At 72.4% G+C, this 25,605-nt stretch carries 26 protein-coding genes and 1 pseudogene; 14 read left to right on the top strand and 13 right to left on the bottom strand.

Translation table 11 applies throughout. The annotated features are described in order from the left end of the window. The first annotated feature begins 75 nt into the window (after positions 1-75). Positions 76-1,755, top strand: a complete 1,680-nt coding sequence (locus tag RM704_RS27690) for an alkaline phosphatase D family protein (RefSeq protein WP_033527377.1) — start codon at positions 76-78, stop codon at positions 1,753-1,755. Here the strand turns inward: RM704_RS27690 and RM704_RS27685 are convergent. After that, entirely contained in the window at positions 1,742-2,779 is a 1,038-nt protein-coding gene (locus tag RM704_RS27685) for a Gfo/Idh/MocA family protein (RefSeq protein ID WP_033527378.1), read from the bottom strand. The two genes, RM704_RS27690 and RM704_RS27685, sit on opposite strands and share 14 nt — an antisense overlap. 99 nt (positions 2,780-2,878) lie before the next feature. Here RM704_RS27685 and RM704_RS27680 point away from each other — a divergent pair, with 99 nt between their 5' ends. Together RM704_RS27680 and RM704_RS27675 are read left to right on the top strand one after the other, a co-directional pair. Further along, positions 2,879-4,351 carry a multidrug effflux MFS transporter gene (locus RM704_RS27680; protein ID WP_033527379.1) on the top strand — a complete coding sequence of 491 codons (1,473 nt, stop codon included), beginning with the start codon at positions 2,879-2,881 and terminating at the stop codon, positions 4,349-4,351. After that, the gene (locus tag RM704_RS27675; protein ID WP_438828956.1) at positions 4,279-5,481 is read left to right on the top strand and encodes a serine hydrolase domain-containing protein; all 1,203 of its coding nucleotides are present in this window, start codon (positions 4,279-4,281) and stop codon (positions 5,479-5,481) included. The genes RM704_RS27680 and RM704_RS27675 overlap by 73 nt, the downstream gene beginning before the upstream one ends. Before the next feature lie 59 nt (positions 5,482-5,540). Here RM704_RS27675 and RM704_RS27670 read toward each other — a convergent pair whose 3' ends face one another. Continuing rightward, the gene (locus RM704_RS27670) at positions 5,541-6,482 is read right to left on the bottom strand and encodes an aminoglycoside phosphotransferase family protein (protein ID WP_033527380.1); all 942 of its coding nucleotides are present in this window, start codon (positions 6,480-6,482) and stop codon (positions 5,541-5,543) included. Positions 6,483-6,565: 83 nt separating this feature from the next. On the opposite strand from RM704_RS27670, the gene RM704_RS27665 reads away from it, so the two are divergent. The 3 genes from RM704_RS27665 to RM704_RS27655 all read left to right on the top strand — a co-directional run bounded on the left by RM704_RS27665 (position 6,566) and on the right by RM704_RS27655 (position 9,064). After that, entirely contained in the window at positions 6,566-7,582 is a 1,017-nt protein-coding gene (locus RM704_RS27665; RefSeq protein WP_033527381.1) for a small ribosomal subunit Rsm22 family protein, read from the top strand. Between the two features lie 262 nt (positions 7,583-7,844). Next, positions 7,845-8,333, top strand: a complete 489-nt coding sequence (locus RM704_RS27660) for a GNAT family N-acetyltransferase (RefSeq protein ID WP_033527382.1) — start codon at positions 7,845-7,847, stop codon at positions 8,331-8,333. Then, on the top strand, positions 8,330-9,064 hold the full coding sequence (locus RM704_RS27655; protein WP_033527383.1) for a VOC family protein: 735 nt from the start codon (positions 8,330-8,332) through the stop codon (positions 9,062-9,064). Before RM704_RS27660 ends, RM704_RS27655 begins: the two co-directional genes overlap by 4 nt. A 22-nt stretch (positions 9,065-9,086) precedes the next feature. Here the strand turns inward: RM704_RS27655 and RM704_RS27650 are convergent, their stop codons facing one another. Next, on the bottom strand, positions 9,087-9,287 hold the full coding sequence (locus tag RM704_RS27650; RefSeq protein ID WP_033527384.1) for a DUF6243 family protein: 201 nt from the start codon (positions 9,285-9,287) through the stop codon (positions 9,087-9,089). A gap of 132 nt (positions 9,288-9,419) precedes the next feature. Between RM704_RS27650 and RM704_RS27645 the strand changes: the two genes are divergently transcribed. Together RM704_RS27645 and RM704_RS27640 are read left to right on the top strand one after the other, a co-directional pair. Then, the gene (locus RM704_RS27645) at positions 9,420-10,055 is read left to right on the top strand and encodes a TetR/AcrR family transcriptional regulator (protein ID WP_033527385.1); all 636 of its coding nucleotides are present in this window, start codon (positions 9,420-9,422) and stop codon (positions 10,053-10,055) included. A gap of 230 nt (positions 10,056-10,285) precedes the next feature. Beyond that, a complete protein-coding gene (locus tag RM704_RS27640) occupies positions 10,286-11,038 on the top strand; it encodes a bifunctional DNA primase/polymerase (RefSeq protein ID WP_033527386.1) in 753 nt (250 codons plus the stop codon). 37 nt (positions 11,039-11,075) lie between these two features. Here the strand turns inward: RM704_RS27640 and RM704_RS27635 are convergent, their stop codons facing one another. The 6 genes from RM704_RS27635 to RM704_RS27610 all read right to left on the bottom strand — a co-directional run bounded on the left by RM704_RS27635 (position 11,076) and on the right by RM704_RS27610 (position 17,580). Continuing rightward, positions 11,076-12,152, bottom strand: coding sequence for an SCO2278 family lipoprotein (locus RM704_RS27635; protein WP_033527387.1), 1,077 nt, complete (start codon positions 12,150-12,152; stop codon positions 11,076-11,078). Beyond that, positions 12,109-12,984 carry an iron uptake transporter permease EfeU gene (gene efeU / locus RM704_RS27630; protein WP_033527388.1) on the bottom strand — a complete coding sequence of 292 codons (876 nt, stop codon included), beginning with the start codon at positions 12,982-12,984 and terminating at the stop codon, positions 12,109-12,111. The genes RM704_RS27635 and efeU overlap by 44 nt, the downstream gene beginning before the upstream one ends. A 3-nt stretch (positions 12,985-12,987) precedes the next feature. Then, positions 12,988-14,265 (bottom strand): iron uptake transporter deferrochelatase/peroxidase subunit, encoded by a 1,278-nt coding sequence (gene efeB, locus RM704_RS27625; RefSeq protein ID WP_033527389.1) that lies wholly within the window; start codon positions 14,263-14,265, stop codon positions 12,988-12,990. A gap of 24 nt (positions 14,266-14,289) precedes the next feature. Further along, entirely contained in the window at positions 14,290-15,453 is a 1,164-nt protein-coding gene (gene efeO, locus RM704_RS27620; RefSeq protein ID WP_033527390.1) for an iron uptake system protein EfeO, read from the bottom strand. Positions 15,454-15,649: 196 nt separating this feature from the next. After that, positions 15,650-16,567, bottom strand: a complete 918-nt coding sequence (locus RM704_RS27615; RefSeq protein WP_311591341.1) for a heme ABC transporter ATP-binding protein — start codon at positions 16,565-16,567, stop codon at positions 15,650-15,652. Then, positions 16,564-17,580 carry a FecCD family ABC transporter permease gene (locus RM704_RS27610; RefSeq protein ID WP_033527508.1) on the bottom strand — a complete coding sequence of 339 codons (1,017 nt, stop codon included), beginning with the start codon at positions 17,578-17,580 and terminating at the stop codon, positions 16,564-16,566. The genes RM704_RS27615 and RM704_RS27610 overlap by 4 nt, the downstream gene beginning before the upstream one ends. 260 nt (positions 17,581-17,840) lie before the next feature. Here RM704_RS27610 and RM704_RS27605 point away from each other — a divergent pair, with 260 nt between their 5' ends. Beyond that, positions 17,841-18,485: a PhzF family phenazine biosynthesis protein gene (locus RM704_RS27605; RefSeq protein WP_033527391.1), complete on the top strand. Its 645-nt coding sequence runs from the start codon at positions 17,841-17,843 to the stop codon at positions 18,483-18,485. Positions 18,486-18,620: 135 nt separating this feature from the next. Here the strand turns inward: RM704_RS27605 and RM704_RS27600 are convergent, their stop codons facing one another. After that, the gene (locus tag RM704_RS27600; RefSeq protein WP_033527392.1) at positions 18,621-19,289 is read right to left on the bottom strand and encodes a biliverdin-producing heme oxygenase; all 669 of its coding nucleotides are present in this window, start codon (positions 19,287-19,289) and stop codon (positions 18,621-18,623) included. Positions 19,290-19,507: 218 nt separating this feature from the next. Beyond that, positions 19,508-20,365: a type I methionyl aminopeptidase gene (gene map, locus RM704_RS27595; protein WP_033527393.1), complete on the bottom strand. Its 858-nt coding sequence runs from the start codon at positions 20,363-20,365 to the stop codon at positions 19,508-19,510. Between the two features lie 67 nt (positions 20,366-20,432). Between map and RM704_RS27590 the strand changes: the two genes are divergently transcribed. Continuing rightward, the gene (locus tag RM704_RS27590; RefSeq protein ID WP_033527394.1) at positions 20,433-20,663 is read left to right on the top strand and encodes a hypothetical protein; all 231 of its coding nucleotides are present in this window, start codon (positions 20,433-20,435) and stop codon (positions 20,661-20,663) included. A 92-nt stretch (positions 20,664-20,755) separates the two neighbouring features. On the opposite strand, the pseudogene RM704_RS27585 reads toward RM704_RS27590, so the two are convergent. Further along, positions 20,756-21,321: pseudogene (locus RM704_RS27585) on the bottom strand (hypothetical protein). 167 nt (positions 21,322-21,488) lie between these two features. On the opposite strand from RM704_RS27585, the gene RM704_RS27580 reads away from it, so the two are divergent. The 3 genes from RM704_RS27580 (at position 21,489) to RM704_RS27570 (ending at position 23,626) form a co-directional block, all read left to right on the top strand. Beyond that, positions 21,489-22,571 carry a sialidase family protein gene (locus RM704_RS27580; protein ID WP_033527395.1) on the top strand — a complete coding sequence of 361 codons (1,083 nt, stop codon included), beginning with the start codon at positions 21,489-21,491 and terminating at the stop codon, positions 22,569-22,571. A 51-nt stretch (positions 22,572-22,622) separates the two neighbouring features. After that, positions 22,623-23,351 (top strand): NADPH-dependent F420 reductase, encoded by a 729-nt coding sequence (gene npdG, locus RM704_RS27575; protein WP_033527396.1) that lies wholly within the window; start codon positions 22,623-22,625, stop codon positions 23,349-23,351. 95 nt (positions 23,352-23,446) lie between these two features. Next, the gene (locus RM704_RS27570; RefSeq protein WP_033527397.1) at positions 23,447-23,626 is read left to right on the top strand and encodes a hypothetical protein; all 180 of its coding nucleotides are present in this window, start codon (positions 23,447-23,449) and stop codon (positions 23,624-23,626) included. 11 nt (positions 23,627-23,637) lie between these two features. On the opposite strand, the gene RM704_RS27565 is transcribed toward RM704_RS27570, so the two are convergent. Further along, the gene (locus tag RM704_RS27565) at positions 23,638-24,438 is read right to left on the bottom strand and encodes a site-2 protease family protein (RefSeq protein WP_033527398.1); all 801 of its coding nucleotides are present in this window, start codon (positions 24,436-24,438) and stop codon (positions 23,638-23,640) included. Positions 24,439-24,694: 256 nt separating this feature from the next. Here RM704_RS27565 and RM704_RS27560 point away from each other — a divergent pair. Beyond that, positions 24,695-25,605, top strand: a 911-nt coding sequence (locus RM704_RS27560; protein ID WP_311591340.1) for an AfsR/SARP family transcriptional regulator, incomplete at its 3' end; no start/stop codon positions are given.

The following is a 25,605-nucleotide window of genomic DNA, read 5'->3' as shown; positions in this document are numbered from 1 at the left end:
TTGTGTACGTGACAGAAGATCGTCGAACCTGGCCACTCCAATGCCAAGAGACAACTCCCGTCAGACGAGGGCCAGATGACACCCACAGCCCAGAACGCCCGCAACTCCCAGGGGCCGACGCCGTCCCGTTCGTCCCACGCGTCCGAACTCCGCGCCGCCGCCCGCCACTTCGACCGCCGCCGCTTCCTCACCGTCACGGGGGCCGCCGCCGCGCTCGCCTTCGCCACCAACCTCCCCGCGGCCGGCGCCGCGGCCGCCGCCACGCTCGACGCGCGGCGGATCACCGAGGACCCCTTCACCCTCGGCGTGGCCTCCGGCGACCCGCTGTCCACCTCCGTGCTCCTGTGGACCCGGCTCGCCCCGGCCCCCTACCAGCCGGACGGCGGACTGCCCGCCGAACGCGTCGCCGTGCGGTGGGAGTTGGCCCACGACGACAGATTCCGACGGATCGTCAGACGCGGCACCGCCACCGCCCACCCCGAGTTCCACCACACCGTCCACGTCGAGGTCGGCCACCTCGCCCCGGGGCGCGTCTACTACTACCGCTTCCGCGCCGGCACCTGGATCAGCGAGACCGGCCGCACCCGCACCGCCCCCGGCCGCGCCCACCTGACCGGCGCCACCGGCCTCTCCTTCGCCGCGGTCTCCTGCCAGCGCTACGACCAGGGCTACTACACCGCCTACCGGCACCTGGCCGAAGAGGACATCGATGTCGTCTTCCACCTCGGGGACTACCTCTACGAGTACGCCGTGAACTCCGTCGGCGGCGCCCGCAACTACACCGACCGCGTCCTGCCCGACCTCTTCAACCACGAGACGGTCACCCTGGAGGACTACCGACTGCGGTACGCCCTCCACAAGACCGACCCCGACCAGCGCGCCGCCCACGCCGCGCACCCCTTCGTCGTCACCTGGGACGACCACGAGACCGAGAACAACTATGCCGGCGACCACCCCGACGGCGGCGAGCCCTCCGAGGAGTTCCTGCTGCGCCGCGCCGCCGCCTACCGCGCGTACTGGGAGAACCAGCCGCTGCGCCGCCCCCAGCGCCCCGACGGGCCCGACATGAGGCTCTACCGCCGCTTCCGGTGGGGCCGCCTCGCCCAGTTCGACATACTCGACACCCGCCAGTACCGCTCCAACCAGGCCCAGGGCGACGGCTGGCAGATCCCCGGCCCGGAGTCGGCCGACCCCGCGCGCACCATGACGGGCGCCACGCAGGAGCGCTGGCTCCTGGACGGCTGGGCCGCGTCCGACGCCGTCTGGAACGTCGTCCCCCAGCAGGTCACCTTCTCCCAGCGCCGCAACGCCGTCGGTGACGTCTACCGAGTGTCCATGGACTCCTGGGACGGCTACCCGGCCTCCCGCGAACGCCTCCTCGCCGGCGCGGAAGCCACCGGGATCGAGAACCTGATGGTCCTCACCGGCGACGTCCACGTCGGCTACGCCTTCGACATCAAGCGCGACTTCGACGACCGCTCGTCGCGGACCGTCGGCACGGAGCTCGTCGCCACCTCCGTCAGCAGCGGCGGCAACGGCTCCGACAAGCCCGCGAACTGGGACACCTACATGACCGCCAACCCCCACATGCGCTTCTACCACGGCCGTCGGGGGTACCTCACGGTCGCTCTCGACCGCGAGGCCGCGCGCGCCGACTTCAAGGCCGTGCCGTACGTGACGACGACCGGCGCCGGGATCTCCACGGTGGCGTCGTTCGCGGTGGAGGCGGGCCGGCCCGGACTCACACCGGCGTAGTCACCAGCGCGTCGCCCCGACGGTCGTCCTCGCCGGGATAGCGCACCCCGATACGGTCGCGGATCGCGTCCAGGGTGCGCATCACGGCGAGGGTGCCGTCGAGCGGGACGAGCGGGGACTCCGTCTCGCCGGCGCGCAGGGCCCGCATGACCTCCCGGGCCTCGTGACGCAAGCTGTTGCGGGGCCCGTCGGCCGGGTCCGCGGCGAAGGTCTCCGGCTCGCGGCCCACGCGGTGCAGGACGAAACGGTCCGCGAAGAAGAAGCCGTCCGGGATGTCGATCCGGCCCTCGGAGCCGGTGACCGACGCGGTGGTGGCGGTGCCGCCGACGATGGAGCAGTGCACCGACGCGAGGGCACCGCTCTCCCAGGAGAGCAGCGCGCCCGTCTGGAGATCGACGCCCTCCTTCGAGAGCACCGCCTTCGCCGTCACGTCCGAGGGCTCGCCGAGCAGCAGATGAGCGAAGGAGATCGGGTACACACCCAGGTCGAGCAGCGCGCCCCCGCCCTGCGCCGGGTCCCGCAGCCGGTGCGACGGCGCGACCGGCCCGAGGATGCCGAAGTCGGCGTGCACCGTGCGCACCTCACCGATCGCGCCGTCCCGCACCATCGCCGCGAGCCGGCGCACCACCGGATTGCAGTACGTCCACATGGCCTCCATCAGGAACCGCCCGCGCTCCCGCGCCAGCGCGACCAACTCCTCCGCCTCGCGCACGTTCAGCGTGAACGGCTTCTCGCACAGCACGTTCCGCCCGGCCTCCAGGCACATCCCGGCGGCCGTCCGGTGCGCCGAGTGCGGCGTGGCGACGTACACCACGTCCACGTCCGTGTCCTCGGCGAGGGCGCGCCAGTCGCCGTACGCCCTCGGTATCCCGAAGCGTTCCGCGAAGGCGTTCGCGGAGTCCTCGCTGCGTGAGGCCACCGCCACGACCTCGGCGTCCGGCAGGTCGACGAGGTCGGCCGTGAAGGCCGCGGCGATCCCTCCGGTCGCCAGGATTCCCCACCGCACACGTCCGTCGTTCGACATCGCCACCCCTGTCCTCGGCCCCGGGGCGGGGCTGTGACCCCACCCACGTCGTACGAGCTGAGAGCATAGGTGGCGGAACGAACGGCGAGGGAGGGGCACATGCCCGAGGGGCACATACCCGGCTCGGCATCGGCCGAGTCGAACACGGTGGCGTCGATGGGGGAGCACACGGGGCCGGACACGGCGGCGGGACAGCGGTCGGCGGAACGGCCGGCACCGTCGGAACGGCCGGGACCGTCGGGACGGCCCGGTGCCGCGGGACAGCCCGGTGCCGCGGGACGGCCCGGTACGCCACGACGGGCGCGGTCGAAGCCGAACTCCACCGCCCTGCGCCGCACCGGCCTCCTCGTCACCCTCATCCTCGGCGGGCTCACCGCCACCCCGCCCCTGGCGATGGACATGTACCTCCCGGCCCTGCCGGAGGTCACCACCTCGCTGCACGCCCCCGCCACCACGGTCCAGCTCACCCTCACCGCCTGCCTCGCCGGCATGGCGCTCGGACAGCTGCTGATCGGCCCGATGAGCGACCGCTGGGGCCGCAGACGGCCCCTCCTGCTCGGCCTCGCCGTCTACATCGTCGCCACCGCCCTGTGCGCCCTCGCCCCCACCATCGAGACCCTCATCGCCTTCCGCCTGGTGCAGGGCCTCGCCGGTTCGGCCGGGATCGTGATCGCGCGGGCGGTGGTCCGCGACCTGTACGACGGCGACGCGATGGCCCGGTTCTTCTCCACGCTGATGCTGATCTCCGGGGTGGCCCCGGTCGTCGCGCCGCTGATCGGCGGCCAGATCCTCCGCGTCACGGACTGGCGCGGGGTCTTCGTCGTCCTCACGGCCATCGGCATCGCCCTGCTCGCGGTCGTCTGGGCCAAGCTCCCCGAGACGCTCGCCCCCGCCGAACGCCACAGCGGCGGCATCGGCGAGACGCTGCACGCCATGCGCGGCCTGCTCACCGACCGGGTCTTCATGGGCTACACGCTCGCCGGCGGCTTCGCCTTCGCCGCCCTCTTCGCGTACATCAGCGCCTCCCCGTTCGTGATCCAGGAGATCTACGGCGCCTCCCCGCAGACCTTCAGCCTGCTCTTCGGCGTCAACTCCGTCGGCCTCGTCGTCGTCGGCCAGATCAACGGCAAGATCCTGGTCGGCCGGGTCAGCCTGGACAAGGTGTTCGTCGTCGGCCTCACCGTCGTCGCCGTCTCCGCGACCGCGCTGCTGCTGATGTCCCTGGGCGTCTTCGGCGAGGTCGGCCTCGGCCCGGTCTCGGTGGCCCTGTTCGTGCTGATGTCCGCGATGGGCGTCACCCTTCCCAACACCCAGGCGCTCGCCCTGATGCGGGTACGCCACGCGGCGGGTTCCGCGTCGGCCCTGCTGGGTACCTCGTCCTTCCTGATCGGCGCGATAGCGTCCCCCCTGGTCGGCGTCGCGGGCGAGGACACGGCCGTCCCCATGGCCGTCGTCCAACTGACCGCGACACTGGTGGCCGCGGTCTGCTTCGTGGCACTGTGCCGTCCTTGGAACAGGCGTACGACAGTGGGTACTTCGACGAGTACGACGGTGGAGGGAGCGGAGAGCTGAGCGCGCCGAGACTGCGCACGGACACCCCGGAACGAGCCGGACTGGACCCCGAGGAACTGCGCCATCTCGGCCGAGAGGTGCGCGCGCTGACGGAAGGCGACAGCCCCCGGGCCCCCGCCGCCGTGGTCCTCGCCGGCCGCGGCCCCGTCATCGCCGTGGAGGAGGCCGCGGGCTGGGCCGTCCGCTACGAGGCCTACGACGAACGCGCCGACACCGGAGTGGAGCTGCCGCCCGGCTCCCGCGTCCCGGTGCGGCCGGACACCCCCTTCGACCTGGCCTCCCTCACCAAGCTCTTCACCGCCGTGGCCGCCGTCCAGCAGCTGGAGCGCGGCACCCTCGGCATCGACGCGAAGGTGGCGGCGTACCTCCCCGACTTCACGGGCGCCGCCGCGCACGGCCTCACCGTCCGCCACCTCCTCACCCACACCTCCGGGCTCCGCCCGGAACTCCCGCTGTACGACTGCCCGTCACCGGCCGCCCGGCTGGCGATGCTCCGCTCGGAGGCCCCGGCGGCGGCCCCCGGCACCGCCCACGTCTACTCCGACCTGAACCTCCTGCTGCTGCAGCACGTCCTGGAACGCCTCACCGGCCGGACCCTCGACGTGCTGATCCGCGACGGCATCACCCACCCCCTGGGCATGGTGTCGACGACGTTCGGCCCCTGCCCGGCCGCCGCGGCGACGGAGGACCAGCGCCGCCCCTGGGCGAAGGCGGACCGGGGCATGATCCGCGGCCGGGTCCACGACGAGAACGCCTGGTCCCTCGGCGGTGTCGCCGGCCACGCGGGGCTCTTCTCCACCGCCCGCGACCTGGCCGTCTTCTGCCGCACCCTGCTGGCCGGCGGCAGTTACGGTCCCGCGCGCATACTCGGCCCCGACTTCGTCGAGCTGATGCTGACGCCGCCGGGCCTCGGTTTCGCCCTGGACCAGCGCTGGTTCATGGGCGAGCTGGCGGGCCGGGGAGCGGCCGGCCACACGGGCTTCACGGGCACGTCCCTGGTCCTGGACCAGGCGACGGACACCTTCCTCATCCTCCTCACCAACGCGGTCCACCCCCGCCGCCGGGACCCGATCAACAGGGCGCGGGCGGCAGCGGGGACCCGGTTGGCCCGGGCGGTACGGGGGATGTGACCGGCCGCTGCCCCGCGGACGGCCCCGGGCGCCGCGGGATGAGCGCGGCCCGTCGTGGCTCAGCGGGGGCGGGCCGGGTCGGTCAGGTGCTCCGCCAGGCGGTCCACGAACGCGATGAGCCATTCCAGGCGTGGTCCGCCGCGAGCCACCCGGAACCCGTGCCGACGGGCGTGGAACGCGGCCCGGACGGCCTCCACCTGGGCCCAGCGCCGCAGCCGCCCCATGTCGATCTCGGCGGCCTCCGCGAAGACGTCCAGCACCCGGTGGACGGCCGCGCCGAGGTCGTCCGCCGCGAGGAGGCTCAACGCCCGTGACTTCAGCAGCGTGCCGCCGTCGTAGGCGCGGTCCCCCGCCAGCCCCTTGGGGTCGACGGCCAGCCACGGCTCACGCTCGGCCCGCAGGATGTTCCTGGCGTGGAGATCGCCGTGCACGACGGTGTCCGGCTGGTCCGGGCCCAGCTCCCGCAGTGTGGCCAGCGCGGCGTCGACCGTGCGGCGGGGCAGCGCGTGCGGCAGTTCCGTCGCGTCCGCGCGCAGTTCCTCCGCCCAGGCGCCGGTCCGCTCCCGCAGCCGGGGCAGCCCGGCCGGCGCGGGCACGGCCAGCCGCCGGCTGAGTCGCCCGGCGACCCGCACGATCTCGTCCTCGTCGCCGAGCTCCGCCAGCGTGGACGTCCGGACCCGCTCCAGTAGCATCGCGAATCGCTCGTCGTCCCGCCGGTACAGCCGTACGGCCCCGCACCCGCCCCACGTCTCGAACGCGTCCGGCTCATGGACGTTGCCGGGATGCGGGAACGACACCTTCAGGACCGCGCCGGGCTCCCCCCGCCTCGCCACCGGGACGATCACCCCGACCCCGCCGTGCACGACCTCACCGTCCGGCTCGCACCCCCACCGGTCCAGCAACTCCGCCACGATCCGCGGCAGTTCGGCGAGCCACACCGCCCCCGGCTCGCCCTCCCGCTCGACCGTGCTCCGTACGAACGCGTCGGGTACCTCGATCATCCCGGCACCCTACGCGCCGACCCGGACGGGGGGCCGGAGCCGAGGCGGCCGACGCGCTCACGCCCCCTCGTAGAATCGGCCCCGTGAAAGCCCCCGCCTCCCCTCCGGCCTCCTCGGCCGACACCCTCCGCACCGCCCTCGCCGGTCTGCTCGACGGGCTGCCGCCGAAGTCGGCCACGCAGGCGGTCGAGCGGCTGATCGCGAACTACCGGGGGCGGACGCCGACGCACGCGCCCGTGCTGCGGGACCGGTCGGACGTCGTGGCGTACGCGGCGTACCGGATGCCGGCGACGTTCGAGGCGGTGTGCTCGGCGCTGGAGGCGTTCGCGGCGGCGGTGCCCGGGTGGGTGCCCGGCGGCCATGTGGACGTCGGCGGGGGCACGGGCGCGGCGACCTGGGCGGTGAACGCCACCTGGGAGGGCGTGCGGCCGGTCACGGTGCTCGACTGGGCGGAGCCGGCGCTCGCGCTCGGACGGGAGATCGCCGCGGCGAACCCGGAACTGAAGAGCGTCGAGTGGCAGCGCTCCCGCATCGGATCGGCGCTCACCATCGAGAGCACCGATCTCGTCACCGTCTCGTACGTCCTGGGCGAGCTGACCACGGCCGACCGCGCGGCCGTCGTCGAGTCGGCCGCGACCGCCGCGCGGGCCGTCGTGATCATCGAGCCCGGCACCCCCGACGGCTACGCCCGGGTCATCGAGGCACGCGACCGTCTGATCGCCGCCGGCTTCCACATCGCCGCCCCCTGCCCGCACAGCGCCGCCTGCCCCATCGTCCCCGGCGAGGACTGGTGCCACTTCTCGGCCCGGGTCAGCCGCTCCTCCCTGCACCGCCAGGTCAAGGGCGGCTCCCTGCCGTACGAGGACGAGAAGTTCAGCTACGTCGCCGCCACCCGGGTCCCCCCGGCCCCGGCCCCCCACCGCATCGTCCGCAGACCCCAGATCCGCAAGGGCCAGGTCCTCCTGGACCTCTGCGAACCCGAGCCGGCCCTCACCCGCACTACCGTCACCAAGCGCCACGGCCTCCTCTACCGGGCGGCCCGCGACGCGGAGTGGGGCGACGCCTGGCCGCCGCCCGCGGACGACGACGGGGCGCCCTGACGCCGGCCACCGAGGGGCCGCGATCGCCGACGGGACGCCGCACGGACGCCATGGCCGGACCGGGAGCCCCCGACCCTCACCGCGCGACCCGCAGCACCTCGCCCGGCGACGGCTCATCGGACACCGGTGGGCGCACCTCGGCTCGGGAGAGCCTCCCGGCGTAGGCGGTCGAGCCATCCCGCCCGGACGGCGCACAGCGTCGACCCGATCGGCTCGAAATCCGGTTGCGCCGCCCACCCGGTCTCCGGCTATCTCATCGATCATGTCCCTCACACCGCACCTGGCCGAGATATCCCCCGCCAACCTCGACGCCGCGCTCGGCGTACGCGTCCGCCCCGATCAGGAACACCTCGTGGAGCCGGTCGTGCAGTCGCTGGCCGAGGCGTACGTCCACCCCGGGGTCGCCTGGCCCCGGCTCATCATGGACGGGGAGCGTGCGGTCGGGTTTCTGATGGCCTTCCTCGACATCGACTGGAAGGGCGACGGTTCGGGCACCGACATCCGTTCCGGGCTCTGGCGGCTCAACATCGCCGCCGACGAGCAGGGCAGGGGCTACGGCCGCTTCGCCGTCGAGTCCGTGGCCGCCGAGATCCGCCGCCGAGGGGGAGACCGCCTCTTCGTCACCTGGCACCCCGGCCCCGACGGCCCGGAGGCCTTCTACCTCGGCCTCGGCTTCCGTACGACGGGGGAGACCAGCGGCGGCCAGACGGTCGGCGTGCTGGAGCCGATCGGACCGGGGCCGACCGGATGACGGCCCGCCTCGGTTCCCCGGGCGAGTTCTGCTGGATGGACGTCAAGACCCGCGATCTGCCCGGCATCGCCGCCTTCTTCGCCGCCACCCTCGGCTGGCACCTCACGGTGGACGAGGAGGACCCGCGCCGGTCCACGAAGATCACCACGGGGGACGGCCATCGCGTCGGTGGGGCGAGCGACCTGGCGCATCCCCTCTACTCGCCGAAGACCCCGGCCCACATCGCCTTCTACCTGGCCGTCGACGACGTCGACCGCCGCACCGCCACGGCGGTGGCGAACGGGGCGCGGCTGGTCGTCCCGCCGTTCGACGCCGGGGACCAGGGGCGCGTGGCCACGCTGGTCGACCCGGTGGGTGCCGCCGTCTCCCTGTGGCAGCCCCACCGGTTCAGTGGATGGGCGTTCTCTCCGGGCGCCCCCGGCGCCCCGCACCGCATGGTCCTGACCTGTCGACAGCCGGACAGGGCAAGGGAGTTCTACCGGGAGGTGACCGGCACGGACCTCGTCCACGCCGACTTCCTCGCCGGCGTCCCCCACGCCGACCTCGTCGAAGGCGGAGCGGCGCGGTGGGACGTCGTGGTCGGCGTCGACGACGTGGAGACGGTCGCCGCCCGAGCCCACGGCCGGGTCGCGTGGTCGGCGGACGGCGGCCGCCCGGCGCTGCGGCTGGCCGGCCCGGAAGGGCTCACCCTCCGGGTGGTCCAGCTCCACCACCGCCTCGGGGACCGCTGAGACGGCGGTCCCCCTCGCCGGTTCACGACGACTCGTCGGCCGTACGGCCCTCCGTCGTCCGCCCCTCCGCCGTCCGCCCTTCCTGCCGCTTCTCCTGCAGCTTGCGCAGCAGCTCCCGCTTCTGGGCCCGGGGGTCGAGGCCGCCGCCGACGCGGCCGCTCGCGGAGCCGCCGCGCAGGGCCTCGCGGCCGAGGTTCCGGCGGGCGCCGCCCACTCCCAGCATGTTTCCTGCTCCACCTCGGGTCATGACTGGCTCCCTTCCTGTGGCCAGACAGCAGACGAGACGGTTCGTCTCGTCGATGTTCTCCACCATGAGGCGAGACGTACCGTCTTGTCAACCTGATAGGTTCGGAGCATGGCCAACAAGACCGTCCCTGATTCCGCCCGGCGCAGCGAGAAGTCGCGTCGCGCCATCTACGATGCCGCCCTCGCCCTCGTCGGTGAGGTCGGATACCAGAAGACGACCATCGAGGGCATCGCCGCCCGCGCCGGCGTCGGCAAGCAGACGATCTACCGGTGGTGGTCCTCGAAGGCCGAGGTGCTGCTGGAGGCGTTCCTCGATCTGAGCGCCCAGGCGGCGGAGGCCACCGCACCGGCCGAGACGGTCGGGGAAGGGGCCGAGTACGGGATCCCGGACACCGGGGACCTCGAAGCCGACCTCAAGGCGGTCCTGCGCGCCACCGTCGACGAACTCCTCGACCCCAAGTTCGAGATCCCCTCCCGCGCCCTGGCCGCCGAGGGAGTGGTCAACCGGGAGCTGGGTGTCGAGTTCGTCGGCAAACTGCTCGAACCCCAGCTGCAGTTGTATGTGAAGCGTCTGCGCGCGGCCCAGGAGCAGGGCGCCGTACGCCCCGACATCGACCCGCGGATCGCCCTGGAACTCTTCGTCTCCCCGCTCGCCCAGCGCTGGCTGCAGTACACGGGCCCCATCTCGCACGAGTACACGGACGCCCTGGTCGAGTACGCCCTGTACGGCCTCGCGCCCCGCTGACCCGGTCGACCCGACCCACCCGGTCGAGTGTGACCAAGACGACCCGGTGACGATCGAGCGGGGCCGGACTGTGGGCGGTAAATCCCCTCAAAACACGGGATAGACCGCCATCCCTGTCCGCACCCCGGCATCGCCCCACCTACCCCGGATGTGGGCTCCGGCCACCCTCGGCGCAGGATGGTGGGACCATGGGGACATGCTGTCCGCACCACAGCGAGGCGAGGCGATAGATGAGCGCGACGTTCGGCGGCCGGACCGGTCGGCAGGGCAGGTTCTCCGAGTGGCTGCGTGCCCGTCGTACCGGCCGCCCGCTCGACCCGGCCGCCGACGAAACCGGCCGTGAGGAACTGCTGCTCGCCGCGGCCGCCGCCGGACTCCCGCTCGCGCCCGCCGCGTACCCCTCGGGCTACCGGTGTTCGTGCGACCGCGTCGGCTGTCCCACCCCCGCCCGGCACCCGGTGTCGTTCGCCTGGCAGACGCAGTCCACCACCGACCGCGGCCAGATCGAGCGCTGGGCCCGGCACCAGCCGCAGGCCAACTTCATCACCGCGACCGGCATGGTCCACGACGTGCTGGACGTCCCGCTCGCCGCCGGACGTGAGGCCCTGGAGCGGCTGCTCGCCTCCGGGATCGAGGTGGGCCCCGTCGCGGAGTTCGAGTCCGAGTCCGACAACGGACGGCTCCTCTTCTTCACCCTCACCCGGGGCACCCCCGAGGACGAGGACGAGTGGTGGCCCTGCGAGCTGGACTGCCACCCCGAGACCATGGACGAGCACCCGGGCCTGCGCTGGCACTGCCGGGGGTCCTACGTCCTCGTGCCGCCGGCCCGGCTCCCCGGTGACCTCGGCGTCCACTGGGTACGCGGCCCCGAGCACCCGCTGCCGGACCCCCTGACCCTGCTGGAGATCCTCACCGACGCCTGCTCACGCCACGTGGGCGAGCAGTCGGACCACGCGCATTCGGCCTGGCCCTCCCGAGGCTGATCCCGCGCTCCCGGCGCGTCGCCCGACGCCCGGGGCGTCACTCGCCCTTGGCGCCCGTCAGGCCGCCCACCTGGCTCACGACCCGCACCTGCTGGTCGGACTGCGTCTTCGCCGGGTCGAGGACCGCCTGGTTGTTCACGAACTCCAGGGTCAGCGACTGCTTCGGCTCGCCCGTCATCAGGGCGCGCACGGCCGCGTCGTTCACGGGGATGCTCACCCCCGGCGCGGCGGTCTGCTTCTGGTAGTGGCGGGTGGTGAAGAAGACCAGCGCCCCGCCGTCCGTGGTGCGCAGCCCCACCGGCGCGTAGTCGCCGTTGGTGAGGGCCTCGTCGACGTACTGCCGGGCCAGACCCGGCTTCTCCGCGTTCCGCTGGCGCCGCGCGCGCTCCTCGGAGGTGTACGGGCCGTCCGCGAAGAGGGCGCTGTCCTCCTTCAGGTACGTCACGTACCGGTCGGGCAACTGCGCGGGCTCCACGGAGAGTTCGGCGTCGTCGGGCTGCACCACCTGGGCGTGGCCGTCCTCGTCCTTCTTGAACTCGGGCATGTCGGCGGCGGGCACGATGGTGAGGAAGGAGACCTCCCACAGGTCGGTCAGCCCGTCACGGGTGAAGACGAACAGCCAACGGTCCGTCTTGTTGCCCTTGTTGGCGGTGGCGTCGGCGACGAACCAGCGTGGCCACGCCGCCTTCTCCGGGATCGTGTAGGTGACGTCGGCCAGCTTGAGCGGCACATGGTTCGGATTGCCGCTCGGGTTGATCTTCGCGCCCGAGCGGAGCTTGCCGCCGTCGATGTCGGCGAGCGCGCCGGTGACCCGGGAGGCGTCCTGGGACTGGTCGTTCGCCTTGTCCGCCCTGTTGTACGCGGTGGTGAAGTCCTGCAGCGCGCGCTCCGCCTCCGCCTGGGTCGCCGTGGGAAGGACCTCCAGGTCGCCCCGGACCACCACGCACCCGCTCGCCGTCAACGACAGCGCGGTGACCGCCGTGGTCACCAGCGCGCCACGCCCGTACGCGCGAAGCCCGCCCCGGCGACGAAGCCCGAGGAACCCCCCGCCTGTACGAACCGGACGAACCTCACGAAGCCTTCGTGGGCTCCGAACCCCGCGCACCCTGCTCATCAGGAATCTTCACCTTCCCCTTCCCGGAGGCGAACCCTACCGGGGCGAGGAACAGCGCGAGCGTCGGGATCAGATAGAGGCCCCAGACCGTGACTTGGAGGACCGTCGGGTCGGGCTGGAAGTTGAACACACCCTTCAAAAGGGTGCCGTACCAGCTGTCCGGCGGGATCGTCCCGGAGATGTCGAACGCCTTGTCCGTCAGGCCGGGCACGAAGTCGGCCTCCTGCAGGTCGTGGAAGCCGTACGCGAGGACACCGGCCGCGACCACGACCAGCATGCCGCCGGTCCAGGTGAAGAACTTCGCGAGGTTGATGCGCAGCGCGCCCCGGTAGAACAGCCAGCCGAGCACCACCGCCGTCGCCAGGCCCAGCAGGACGCCGGCCAACGGGCCCTCGGTGCCGTCGCTCGACGCCCTCACCGACGTCCACACGAACAGCGAGGTCTCCAGGCCCTCCCGGCCCACCGCCAGGAACGCGGTGGCCACCAGCGCGCCCGTGCCCATCCGCAGGGCCGCGTCGAGCTTGCCGTGCAGGTCGGCCTTCAGATGACGGGCGGTGCGCCGCATCCAGAAGACCATCCACGTCACCAGGCCCACCGCGATGATCGACAGGGAGCCGCCGAGCGCCTCCTGCGCCTGGAAGGTCAGCTCCTGGGAGCCGAATTCGAGGACGCAGCCGAAGGCGAGCGCCAGCCCGACGGCGACCCCGATACCGATCCAGATCGGCTTCAGCGCGTCCCGGCGGTCCGTCTTCACCAGATAGGCGATGAGGATGCAGACGACGAGACTGGCCTCCAGGCCCTCCCGCAGACCGATCAGATAGTTCGCGAACACGGCCTAGGCCCCCTTCGAAGGCGTCTCGGACGCCGCCTCGAACAGCGCCCGCCCCCACCAGTCGTCCGCGTCCCGGACGCCCGGCGGAACGGCGAAGACCGCCGAACCCACGTGCTGGATGTACTCGTTGAGCGCGTCCGTGGCGAGATTGCGCTGCACCGGGATGAATCCCGTGCGGACATCACGCTGGTACGCGAGGAAGAACAGGCCCGCGTCCAGCCGGCCGAGGCCGTCCGTGCCGTCGGTGAAGGAGTAGCCGCGCCGCAGGAGCGTCGCCCCGTCGTTGGAGTCGGGGTGCGCGAGCCGCACGTGCGCGTCCGGCAGCATCGCCTTCAGGAACGGCTCGTCCCGCTCCTTCGCCTTCCCCACGGGCGCGCCCTCGCCCTTGTCGCGGCCGAAGATGTCCTCCTGCTCCCGCAGGGAGGTCCGGTCCCAGGTCTCGATGTGCATCCGGATGCGGCGGGCGACGAGATACGAGCCGCCGGTCATCCAGGCGGAGTCCGCGTCGACGTCCTTCTCGCCCACCCACACGAACTTCCGCAGCCGGTCCGTCTCGGTGCCCGCGATGTTGCGGGTGCCGTCCTTGAAACCCATGAGGTTGCGCGGGGTCTGCGCCTCGGGGGTGGTCGAGGAGGTCTTGCCGAACCCGAGCTGAGACCAGCGCACCGACACCTTGCCGAAACCGATGCGGGCGAGGTTGCGGACGGCGTGCACGGCCACCTGCGGGTCGTCCGCGCAGGCCTGGACACACAGGTCCCCGCCGCTGCGGGCCTGGTCGAGATTGTCGCCGGCGAACTGCGGCAGGTCCACGAGGGCCTCGGGGCGCCGCCCCGCCAGACCGAACTTCTCGAACAGCGACGGTCCGAACCCGATCGTCAGCGTCAGCCGGGACGGCTTCAGGCCCAACGCCTCCCCGGTGTCGTCCGGCGGGGCCTCCGGCAGACCGCCGTAGGCGCCGTCGCCGACCGCCTTTCCGGCCGTCATCCGGCGAGCCGCGGTCGTCCAGTCCTTGAGCATCGCCACGAACGCGTCGCGGTCCTCCGTCTTCACGTCGAACGCGGCGAAGTGCAGCCGGTCCTGCACGGGCGTGGCGATCCCGGCCTGGTGGGCGCCGTGGAAGGCGACGGCCGCCCCGGCCGCCGGGGCCGCCACGTCGTCGCCGGTGCGCGCCACGGCGACCGCGCCGCCGGCCGCGGCGGCACCGAGGGCGAGCCCGGCACCGCCCCAGCCGATCAGCGCGCGCCGGGTGGGCGGCTGGGCGTTGCTGTCCGCTTCCGTCATCAGCTGACTCCCGTGCTCACCCGGTTACTTGACGACCGCGGCGGCGAGCCGCGACAGGGGCTCGGCGAGCGCGTTCACCGCGTCCGACAGCTCCTTGCGCTCCGCGTCGCCGACCTTGTCGTAGGAGACGAAGTCGTACCCCGTCTTGTCCGCCCGGTACTTGTCGAGGAGCGTGTTCAGTGCCGCGAACTGCTGGTCGAGTTCCTTCGTCAGCTCCGGGTCGTTCTCGGCGGCGACGGACTTCAGCAGCTCGTACGACTCCTCGGCGCCCTCGACGTTGGCCTTGAAGTCGACGAGGTCGGTGTGCGAGTAGCGCTCCTCCTCACCGGTGACCTTGCCGGTGGCGACCTCGTCGAGGAGTTCCTTGGCGCCGTTGGCCATGGAGGTCGGGGTGATCTCCGCCTTGCCGACCCGCTTCCGCCAGTCCTCCAGATCGGTCACCAGCTGGTCGGCCAGTGCGGAGTCGCGGTCGGTGAGTTTGCCGTCCTGCCACAGCGAGCGCTCCAGGCGGTGCCAGCCCGTCCAGTCCTTCTCCGGGTCCTGGCCCTCCTCCAGACCGTCCTCGCGCACATCCACCTTCGGGTCGATGTCACCGAAGGACTCGGCGACCGGCTCGGTGCGCTCCCAGCCGATACGGGACGGCGCGTACGCCTTCTTCGCGGCCTCGACGTCCCCGTCCTTGACGGCCTCGGCGAACACCTTCACCAGCGGAATGGTCTCGTCGGCCTGCTCCTGCGCGTACTTGCGGTACGAGGCGACCGCCTTGTCGAGCCTCGGATCGCGCTCGGCGATCTTTCCGCTGCCGGTGGCCGTGACGGCCTGCCGTATGCCGTCGCCCTTCATGCCGGGCTTGCAGGCGATCTGGTACTCGCCCTCCTTCACCTCGGCGGTGACCTTCTGCTTGGTGCCGGGGCCGATGTTCTCCCGCTCGGTCACCACCCGGTCGTCCGGGAACAGGATGTAGACCTCGGTGACCTTGGAGCCCTTGTTCTCGATGTCCAGCTCGACGTGGCCCGCCGGGAACTCCTTCTTCGACACCTCGCACGCGGTGTCGGTCGCGGTCACCGCGATGACCCCGTCCGCGCCCGCGCTGCTCTTCTCGGTGCAGCCGGTGACGGCGGTCAGGGCCGCCACGGTCGTGGCGGCGGTCACGACGGAGAGTCTGAAGGGGCGTCTGAGGGGGCGCATTTCGGCTCCAAGGAAGGGCACAGGGGACACACAGAGAAGGTGAGGCGGGCCCCTAGTTATCTGAGGCTTACCTCACCAATCGCTGTGTTCCCAGTGAAGCCCTCTCCTCGGGGCCGTACGAGCACGGCCCGATCACGGTGGCTCAAAACAGCCCCCATAGTCCGGTCAAGGGTGGTTCAAGAGACCCATTTCGCGGTCAAGAACCCCGTTTCGGTGTGATCAGGACATCACCCGTCCGCGGATGCGGGAACACCTCCACCGGCTGCCGGTACACCTCCGACAGCAACCCCTCCTCGAAGACCTCGGCCGGCGGCCCGTCCGCCGCGATCCGACCGTCGCGCAGCACGGCCACCCGGTCCGCGTACGCCGCCGCCAGCCCGAGATCGTGCAGGACGACGACCACCGCGTCCCCGGCCCGCGCCCGTTGACGGCACACCCGCAGCACCAGCTCCTGATGCCTGAGGTCCAGCGCGGCCGTCGGCTCGTCCAGCATCAGCAGCGGCGCCCGCTGCGCGAGCACCCGCGCCAGCGCAACCCGGGCGCGCTCGCCCCCGCTCAGCGCGGAGAAGGGCCGGGCCGCGAACCCCGTCACCTCCGTCACCGCCATCGCCTCCGCCACGGCCACGTCGTCGGAGTCCGCCCCGCCGTCCCCGTCCGGCTGCCGCGCCCAGGGTGCCCGCCCCATCCGTACGACCTCCTCCACGGTGAAGGGGAACGACAGGGTGGCGGACTGCGGCAACACGGCCCGCCGCAGCGCCAGTTCGGAAGCCGACCACTCACCCACAGGCCGCCCGTGCACCCGTACGACCCCGCCGGCCACCGGCAGATCCGCCGCCAGCGCGCCCAGCAGCGTCGACTTGCCCGCGCCGTTGGGCCCGCCCAGCGCCAGCACCTGACCCGCGCGCGCCGCGACGGACACGCCGTGGAGGACCTCGCGCGCGCCGAGGCGGACGGTGACGCCGTCGGCCTCGGCGAGGACGTCACCGGGGTCGGACGGGGCCGGGGGAGTGGGAGCTCCCGAGCCGAGACGTCCCCGGAGGAGCCCGCGCAGGGACCCCGTGCCCGATGTGGACCTGGTGCCCGTCGTGGTCCTGGTGCCCGATGTGGACCTCATGCCCAGCCTCCCTGCTTGCGACGGGTCCTGCGCAGCAGCCAGAAGAAGAACGGGCTGCCGATCAGGGCGGTGAGGACTCCCAGGGGCAGCTCGGCCGGCTGGACGATCGTGCGGGCCGCGAGGTCCGCCGCCAGCAGGACGACCGCCCCGGCGAGCGCGCTGCCAGGGATCAGGAACCGGTGCCCCGGCCCGGCCGCCATCCGCAGCAGATGCGGGACGACGAGCCCCACGAACCCGATGACACCCGACACGCTCACGGCGGCGGCGGTCAGCAGCGCGACGACCAGGATCAGCACGACCCGCAGCCGCTCCACGTCCACCCCGAGATGCCGCGCACCGCGCTCGCCCAGCGCGAGCAGGTCCAGCTTGCGCGCGTAGAACGGCGCCACGGCCAGCCCGATCACCGCGCACGGCAGCACGGCCAGCACCTTCGGCCACGTCGACTGCGCCAGCGAGCCCAACTGCCAGAACGTGATCTGGTTGACGGCCGCCGTGTCCTCCGCGAGGAAGATGAACAGCCCGATCGTGGCGCCGGCGAAGGCGTTCACCGCGATCCCGGTGAGAATCAGCGTCACGACCTCGGTCCGGCCGCCCGACCGCGACATCGCGTACACCACGAACACGGTGATCAGCCCGGCCACGAACGCGAGGACCGAGACCGTCCAGTTCCCGAGGAACGTGATCCCGAACGCGATCGCCGCGACCGCGCCCACCGCCGCGCCCAGCGAGACCCCGATGACACTCGGCTCCGCCAGCGGGTTCCCGAAGACGCCCTGCATCAGCGCCCCCGCACACCCGAGCGACGCCCCGATCAGCAACGCCAGCACGATCCTCGGGAACCGCACGTTCCACAGCACCGACTCGGGAACGCGTTCCAGCTCCGCCCCGCCGAGCCCGATCCGATGCGCGACCGAGGAGACCACGTCACCGGTGGGGATCGGATAGGCCCCGAGCCCACCGGCGACCGGTATCAGGACGAACAGCGCGACGATCAGACCGACGGTGAGCAGCAGCGGGGCACGACGACGCCCGGAACCGGAGGGCTGCCGACCGCTCTTCCCCGCGCCTTCCACGGCCGCGCTCGCCCCGCCGGTCCCGTCCGCCCCGTCCGCCCCGCCGGTCCCGTCGGATCCGTCGGCCCTCTCCGGCTCAACCGGCTTGTCCAGTACGGTCACTTGGTCCTCTCACGGATGGGGTCGGCCCGGCCCGGTCGGTCACCGGCGGTGCGGTGACCTGGTGCGACCCGGGGCCTGGTTGATGTTTCAATGCGGGGGTGACCGACTTCGATGTGCTGCGGGTGTTCTGCGGGCCCCGCGGCGGATACGGCAACGAACTGGGCGTCGTCCGCGAGGGCTCCGTCATGCCCGACCGCGCCGAGCGCCAGGACTTCGCGGCCAAACTGGGCTTCAGCGAGACCGTGTTCGTGGACGACCCCGAGCGCGGTGTCATCGACATCTACACCCCCTCGCTGCGCCTGCCCTTCGCCGGACACCCCTGCGTGGGCGCCGCCTGGCTGCTCGACGTACCCGAACTGGTCACCCCGGCCGGAGTCGTAGGGGCCCGGCTGGACGGCGAGTTCAGCTGGATCGAGGCCCTGCCGGAGTGGGCCCCGCCCCGCACGTTCCGCCAGTACGCCTCCGCCGCCGAGGTCGACGACCTGCCGGTGCCGCCGCCCGGCGAGTGGATCTACGCCTGGGCTTGGGAGGACGAGGCCGCCGGCCGGGTCCGTGCCCGGGCGTTCCCCGGCCGCGACGACGGCATCGACGAGGACGAGGCCACCGGCGCGGCCGCCCTGCAACTGACCGCTCTACTGGGCCGTGCCCTGAACATCACCCAGGGCACCGGCTCCCAACTCCTGACGGCACCGCAGCCGCACGGCTGGGTGGAGGTCGGGGGCAGGGTGTTCCTGGAGAGGTGAGAGCGCCTTGGTAGCAAAGGCGCTCTTCTCAGGGGCGCGGGGAACGGCGCGACCAGCCCGACCAGCCCCCACGAACCCGCACCGGGCACACGACCTCAGCGGCCCCGAAACCCCCCGCCCCGGCGAGCGCGGCGGCTACGCGCTCAGGGGGAACTCCTCGCCCAGAGCGAGGAAGACCGCGGTGTTGAGCGAGAACGCCCGCTTGCACTCGCTCACGATCCGCTGCTTCTCCAGATCGTCGGCCCGCACCCGGTCCAGCAACTCCCGGTACCCCCGCTTGAACGCGGCCGGGTTGGTGATCTCCTCGAAGACGTAGAACCGCACCCCGTCGCCCTTCTTGGCGAAGCCCCACGTCTTCTCGGCCCGGTCCCGGATGATCTGCCCGCCGGAGAGGTCGCCGAGGTAGCGCGTGTAGTGGTGGGCCACATAGCCGCCGGCCCAGGTACGCGCGCACTCCGCGACCCGCTCCGCGTACTCCTCGGTCGCCGGCAGCGCCCTGAGCGTCGCCCGCCAGCCGGGGCCGCGCAGATGCTCCAGGTCCCGCTCCAGCGCGCCGAGCCGCATCAGCTCGGGCCGCACGAACGGCCCCGCGACCGGGTCGTCGGCCAGCCCCGGGGCGGCGCTCTCCAGGGCCTCGTACACGAACCACAGCTGCTCGGTGTACCGCGTGTACGCCTCGACGCCGAGTTTCCCGCCCAGCATGTCGCCCATGAACGTCGTGGTCTCCGCCTCCGTGTGCTGCTCGTGCGAGGCGGTGCGGATGAGCGTGGAGAACGCCGTGTCCGAGGTGACCGACGCGTTCATGGAGGCCTCCGGTGCCGATGAGAGGTGGACGAGAACCTGCTGCCATTTTCTATAGTTAGGCTTACCTAAGTCAACAGGTTCCCGACTCCCTGTCGGTAAAAACGGTACCCCGGATCACCACCACTTCCCCAGGGAATCCACGCACGAAAGAACCCGCCGCCGGCCCGAGGCCGGCGGCGGGTTGCGACGAGGCGGAGCCGCGACAGGGGCGGGCGGACCTACGGCAGCGTGAGGATCTCCGCGCCGGTCTCCGTGACCACCAGCGTGTGCTCGAACTGCGCCGTCCGCTTGCGGTCCTTCGTCACGACCGTCCAGCCGTCGTCCCACATGTCGTAGTCGTACGACCCGAGCGTGAGCATCGGCTCGATCGTGAAGGTCATCCCGGGCTGGATCATGGTCGTGGCGTGCGGGGAGTCGTAGTGCGGGACGATCAGCCCCGAGTGGAACGACGAGTTGATGCCGTGCCCGGTGAAGTCGCGCACGACCCCGTACCCGAACCGCTTCGCGTACGACTCGATGACGCGCCCGATGATGTTGATCTGCCGCCCCGGCTTGACGGCCTTGATGGCGCGGGCGAGCGACTCCCGGGTCCGCTCGACGAGCAGCCTCGACTCCTCGTCGACCTCCCCCACCAGGTAGGTGGCGTTGTTGTCGCCGTGGACACCGCCGATGTACGCCGTCACGTCCAGGTTGACGATGTCGCCGTCGTTCAGCACGGTCGAGTCGGGGATGCCGTGGCAGATGACCTCGTTGACCGAGGTGCACAACGACTTGGGGAAACCGCGGTAGCCGAGCGTCGAGGGATAGGCCCCGTGGTCGCACATGTACTCGTGCGCGACCCGGTCCAGCTCGTCCGTGGTGACCCCGGGCGCGATGTGCTTGGCCGCCTCGGCCATCGCCCGGGCCGCGATCCGGCCGGCGATCCGCATCGCCTCGATCGTCTCCGGGGTCTGCACCTCCGGCCCGGTGTACGGAGTCGGGGCGGGCTTGCCCACGTACTCGGGACGACGGATGTTCCCCGGTACGGGGCGGACGGGGGAGAGCTTCCCCGGTGCGAGCAGCGACTGGCCAGACATGCCAGCGAGTTTAACCAGCGGTGGTGGGGGACCATGTCGGTGACGACTGCCGAAGGGAACTCAGGTCATGCCCCTGTTCAAACGGCGTACCGCCGGCAAGCCCGGTGAATGGTTCTACTGCCTGGAACACAAGAAGGTCGAAGAGGGCCCCGACTGCCCCGGCAAGGACCGCATGGGCCCCTATGCCTCCCGCCAGGACGCCCACCGGGCCATGGAGACGGCCCAGGAACGCAACGCGGAGTGGGAGAACGACCCTCGCTGGCACGACACCCCCACCCCGAACGGCAACCCCGACTGACCTCCCCCGACGACCCGGGCACCGCCTCTCCCCTCCGGCCGGGGGCGGTGCGGCCGACGGGTCGCCGCTGAGGCCGCCGAGGACGCATGCGGTCACCAGCGGGTCTGGGGTGGCGAGGGCAGGTGGTCCGTCAGTCGGGAGGGGGAGATGCGGTCGCGGTAACGCCGGAGCCCCCGCTCACCGGCGGCCGCGCCGACCGGACGCTGGACAGTGTCGAGGTGGACGTCGGACGCGGCCGACGCCGCCAGAGCCTCATGGGCCGGCGCGACGAGTTCCCGGTCGCCGCTGGTCGACGAGAGCACCGTCACCCCCGCCCGCCGCGCGTCGTGCACCCGCTCCGACAGGTCGGCGCCCGGCGCGGACGGCGCCACCACGAGCAGGGTCTCGCCCCGCCGGGCCGCCGACACCCGGCCGAGCCCGCCCGCGAGATGCGCCGGATCCGAGGCCCGCGCGCGGTGCCGGACGAGCGTGGGTGAGGCACCCGGCGTACCGGACCAGACCGCCTCGTCGACCAGACGCGCCGCGAGATGCCACGGCTCGTACTCGGCCCTACCGACGAGCAGCAGCCCACCGCCGTACGACACCACGCATCCCCGCAACGCCCCGCGAACCATCACGTGGCCCCCGGCCACACCTTCCCGGCCGGCACCTCACGCACCCACGCGAGCCGTACGGCGCCCCCGCGCCCGCGTCCTGCCGCAACCGGACACTCGTGACCCGGTGTTCACCCCGAATTGGCCCGGGCCGGGCACGCAGGCCGAACAGCCACACCCACGTCACCGCACCGTCGCGCCCACGAGCCGCGCCCACCCCCAGGAGCCCCCCATGCCCCCCACGCCCCAGTCCAGCGTCCCCTTCCGGGCCGGCCGCGAAGGCTACGCCAGCTTCCGGATCCCGGCGGTCGTCGTCACCCCCTCCGGCACCCTGCTCGCCTTCTGCGAGGGACGGGTCGGCGGGCGGGAGGACTTCGGGAACATCGACATCGTGGTGAAGCGGTCGACGGACGGCGGCCGGACCTGGGGCCCGCTCCAGGTCGCCGCCAAGAACGGTGACGCCCTCGCCGGCAACCCCGCCCCCGTCGTCCTCGACACGGGCCGGATCCTGCTGGTCCACGTCCGCAACGCCGCCCACGCCACGGAGGACGCCATCCGCCGCGGCGAGGTCACCGCGGCGGACGGCCGTCGCGTCTGGGTGCAGCACAGCGACGACGAGGGGCAGACCTGGTCCAACCCCAGGGAGATCACCCAGCAGACCAAGAAGCCGCAGTGGCGGTGGTACGCCACCACCCCCGGCCACGCGCTCCAGCTCACCACCGGCCGCGTCGTCGTCCCCGCCAACCACTCCCTCCCGCCCGCCGGCGCGGACAACGGCACGGAGGCCAAGTACAACGGCGGACACTGCCTGCTGAGCGACGACGCGGGCGCCACCTGGCGCATCGGATACGTCGACGACAACACCGACGGCTACATCAACGCCAACGAGACCACCGCCACCGAACTCCCCGACGGCCGGCTCTACTTCAACACCCGCAACGACTCCCCGTCCCCCGGCACCCGCGCCGACGCCCACTCCACCGACGGCGGCGAGAGCCTGGTCAAGCCGTTCCGGCCGCAGGCGGGCATCGTCGGCCCGGTCGTCGAGGGCAGCGTCCTCCAGCTCCGCGACCCCGACCTGCTCCTTTACTCCGGCCCCGCCGACCCCGGCTTCCGCGCCCTGATGACCGTCCGCGCCAGCACCGACCACGGCGTCACCTGGCGCCCCGTCCACACCGTCGACGGCCTGCCCGCCGCGTACTCCGACCTCGTGCGCGTCGACCGGGACACCGTCGGACTGCTCTACGAGACAGGCGACTTCAGCGCCTACGAGACGATCACGTTCCGCCGCGTCCCCGTGACCCTGCTCGGCTGACAGCACTCACCTGAGCGTCGCGCGCGCCGGCCCCGCACGTAAAGTCGGCCCATGACCTCTACAGACAGTGCACAGCAGTCCGCCGCGAAGAGCCCCGCGAAGGCACCCGCCAAGGACCCCTGGGACCTGCCGGACGTCTCGGGGCTCGTCGTCGGCGTGCTCGGCGGCACCGGTCCGCAGGGCAAGGGCCTCGCCTACCGTCTTGCCAAGGCCGGCCAGAAGGTGATCATCGGGTCGCGGGCCGCCGACCGCGCGCAGGGCGTCGCCCAGGACCTCGGCCACGGTGTCGAGGGCGCCGACAACGCCGAGACCGCCCGCCGCAGCGACATCGTGATCGTCGCCGTGCCGTGGGACGGCCACGGCAAGACCCTCGAATCGCTGCGCGAGGAACTGGCCGGCAAGCTCGTCGTCGACTGCGTCAACCCGCTCGGCTTCGACAAGAAGGGCGCCTACGCACTGAAGCCGGAGGAGGGCAGCGCCGCCGAGCAGGCCGCCGCCCTGCTGCCGGACTCCCGCGTCACCGCCGCCTTCCACCACCTCTCCGCCGTCCTCCTGGAGGACCCGGAGATCGAGGAGATCGACACCGACGTGATGGTCCTCGGCGAGGAGCGCGCCGACGTCGAGATCGTGCAGGCGCTCGCGGGCCGCATCCCCGGCATGCGCGGCATCTTCGCCGGCCGGCTGCGCAACGCCCACCAGGTCGAGTCCCTGGTAGCCAACCTGATCTCCGTGAACCGCCGCTACAAGGCCCACGCGGGCATCCGGCTCACGGACGTATAGGCCCGGACGCGAGGCGACGTACGTACGCGTACGGGCATGGGGGACACTGGACGACGCACCACCTCGTCCGACCGCCTTCCCAGGAGCCGACCCCCATGCCCCGCCTCGCCGTCTACGCGCTCGTCGTCTGTCTCCTCGCGATCACCGCGGCCGTGGTCTCCTTCAGCCGGGGCAGCTGGCTGGGTGTCGTGTGGGTGCTGATGGCCGGCCTGTCCTCCAACATGACCTGGTACTACGTCCGGAAGGCGAAGCTGGAGCGCTCCGCCGCCGGCTGAGTAGGCGGCCGTCACATCCCCGTGAGGCAGATGTCGCTGTCCTCGCGCCAGAAGCGGTAGAGCCAGTAGCCGCAGTCGGACAGCCGGTCCTCGATCCCGAGGCCCCGCATGAACGCGTCGATCACGTCCCAGAACACGCCGTTCACCGCCGGGATCCACAGCACCGCGAAGACGAGCAGCAGCCCGAAGGGCGCCAACGGCTCCACCTGGCGACGGATCTTGTACGACAGCCAGGGCTCGATGACGCCGTAGCCGTCCAGGCCGGGCACCGGGAGGAAGTTCAGGATCGCCGCCGTGACCTGGAGCATCGCCAGGAAGGCCAGGGCGAAGAGGAAGGCGCGCGGGACGCCGTCGGTGACGCCCAGCCAGAAGGGCGCGGTGCAGACGGCCGCGAACAGCACGTTCGTCAGCGGGCCCGCCGCCGAGATCAGGCTGTGCTTCCAGCGGCCCTGGATCCGGCCCCGCTCGATGAACACCGCGCCACCGGGCAGACCGATCCCGCCCATGATCACGAACACGACGGGCAGCACGATGCTGAGCAGGGCGTGTGTGTACTTCAGCGGGTTCAGGGTGAGATAGCCCTTGGCGCCGATGGAGATGTCACCGCTGTGCAGGGCGGTACGGGCGTGCGCGTACTCGTGCAGACAGAGCGAGACGATCCACGCCGAGGTCACGAACAGGAAGACGGCCAGCCCGGGCTGCTCGGCGAACCCGGTCCACGTGGCCCATCCCGTGACCGCCATGACGGCCACGATCCCCACGAACACGGGGCTGATCCTCCGGTCGCTCCGGCGGGACGCGGCGGTGGTCATGGCACTCCTAGCTGGGTCGATGTCGACTCGATCACTCGTATGGACGCACCGACGGTACCGGGCGCACGGCGAAAACGTCTCGCGATCGCCTCCGAGTTCCTAGCAAGGTGGGGGAGTACGTGCCGGGACGGCCGCTCGGAGCGCCGACTCGACGCACCGGACACCGGAACCCGAGCATGACACCCGGCCCGAGCACCGGTACGGGCCCTGGCACGGCGGCCGGAACCCGAACCCGATTTCGATCCCGACAGAGACAATGGACCTCGTGCGCTACCGCATCCTCGGCACCACCCAGGCCCTGCAGTCCGACGGCACCCCCGTCCCCGTCGGGGGCGCACGCCTGCGCGCCCTGCTGACCGTGCTCGCGCTGCGACCGGGACGCACGGTGCCCGCGACCGTCCTCGTCGACGAGGTGTGGACCCACGACCCGCCCGCCGACGCGCCGGGCGCGCTCCAGGCGCTGGTCGGCCGGCTGCGCAGGGCGCTCGGCCCGGACGCGGTCGCCTCGGTGAACGGCGGCTACCGGCTCACGGCCACCCGGGACGACGTCGACCTGCACCGCTTCGAACGCCTCGCGGACGAGGGCGCCCGCGCGTTCGCCGACGGTGACCCGGCCAAGGCCGCGGACGTCCTCGACGACGCCCTCGCCCTCTGGCAGGGCCCGCCCCTCGCCGACCTCCCCGACCGTGCCGCCGAGGCCGCGCGCTGGGAGACCCGCCGCCTCGACGCCCACCGCACCTGCCTCGACGCCGCCCTCGCCCTGGGCCGTCCCGACGCCGCCCTCCCGGACCTCACCGCCCTCTGCGACACCCACCCCCTCGACGAACCCCTCCAGGCCCTCCGCCTCCGCGCCCTCCGCGACACCGGCCGCACGGCGGAGGCCCTGGCCGCCTACGAGCAGGTACGCCGCCTCCTGGCGGCCCGCCTGGGCACGAGCCCGGGCCCGGTCCTCAGCAGACTGCACTCAGAACTGCTGCGATCGAACGAAACCGCGCCCCGTCAGGGGCGCGGGGAACTGCGCGACCAGCACCCACCGGAGGGACGTCCGGGGGTCGAAGGGGCGCAGCCCCTTGAGGAAGGGACGGGAAGGGGCGGCGGGGGCGAGAAACCTCACCGGCACCCCCACCCCACCCGCCCCCCGGGCAACCTCCGCGCCCGCCTCACCTC

The organism is Streptomyces gottesmaniae, from assembly GCF_031845845.1.
Taxonomy (GTDB): domain Bacteria; phylum Actinomycetota; class Actinomycetes; order Streptomycetales; family Streptomycetaceae; genus Streptomyces; species Streptomyces akebiae.
This window is presented reverse-complemented; position numbering and strand designations above follow the sequence as displayed.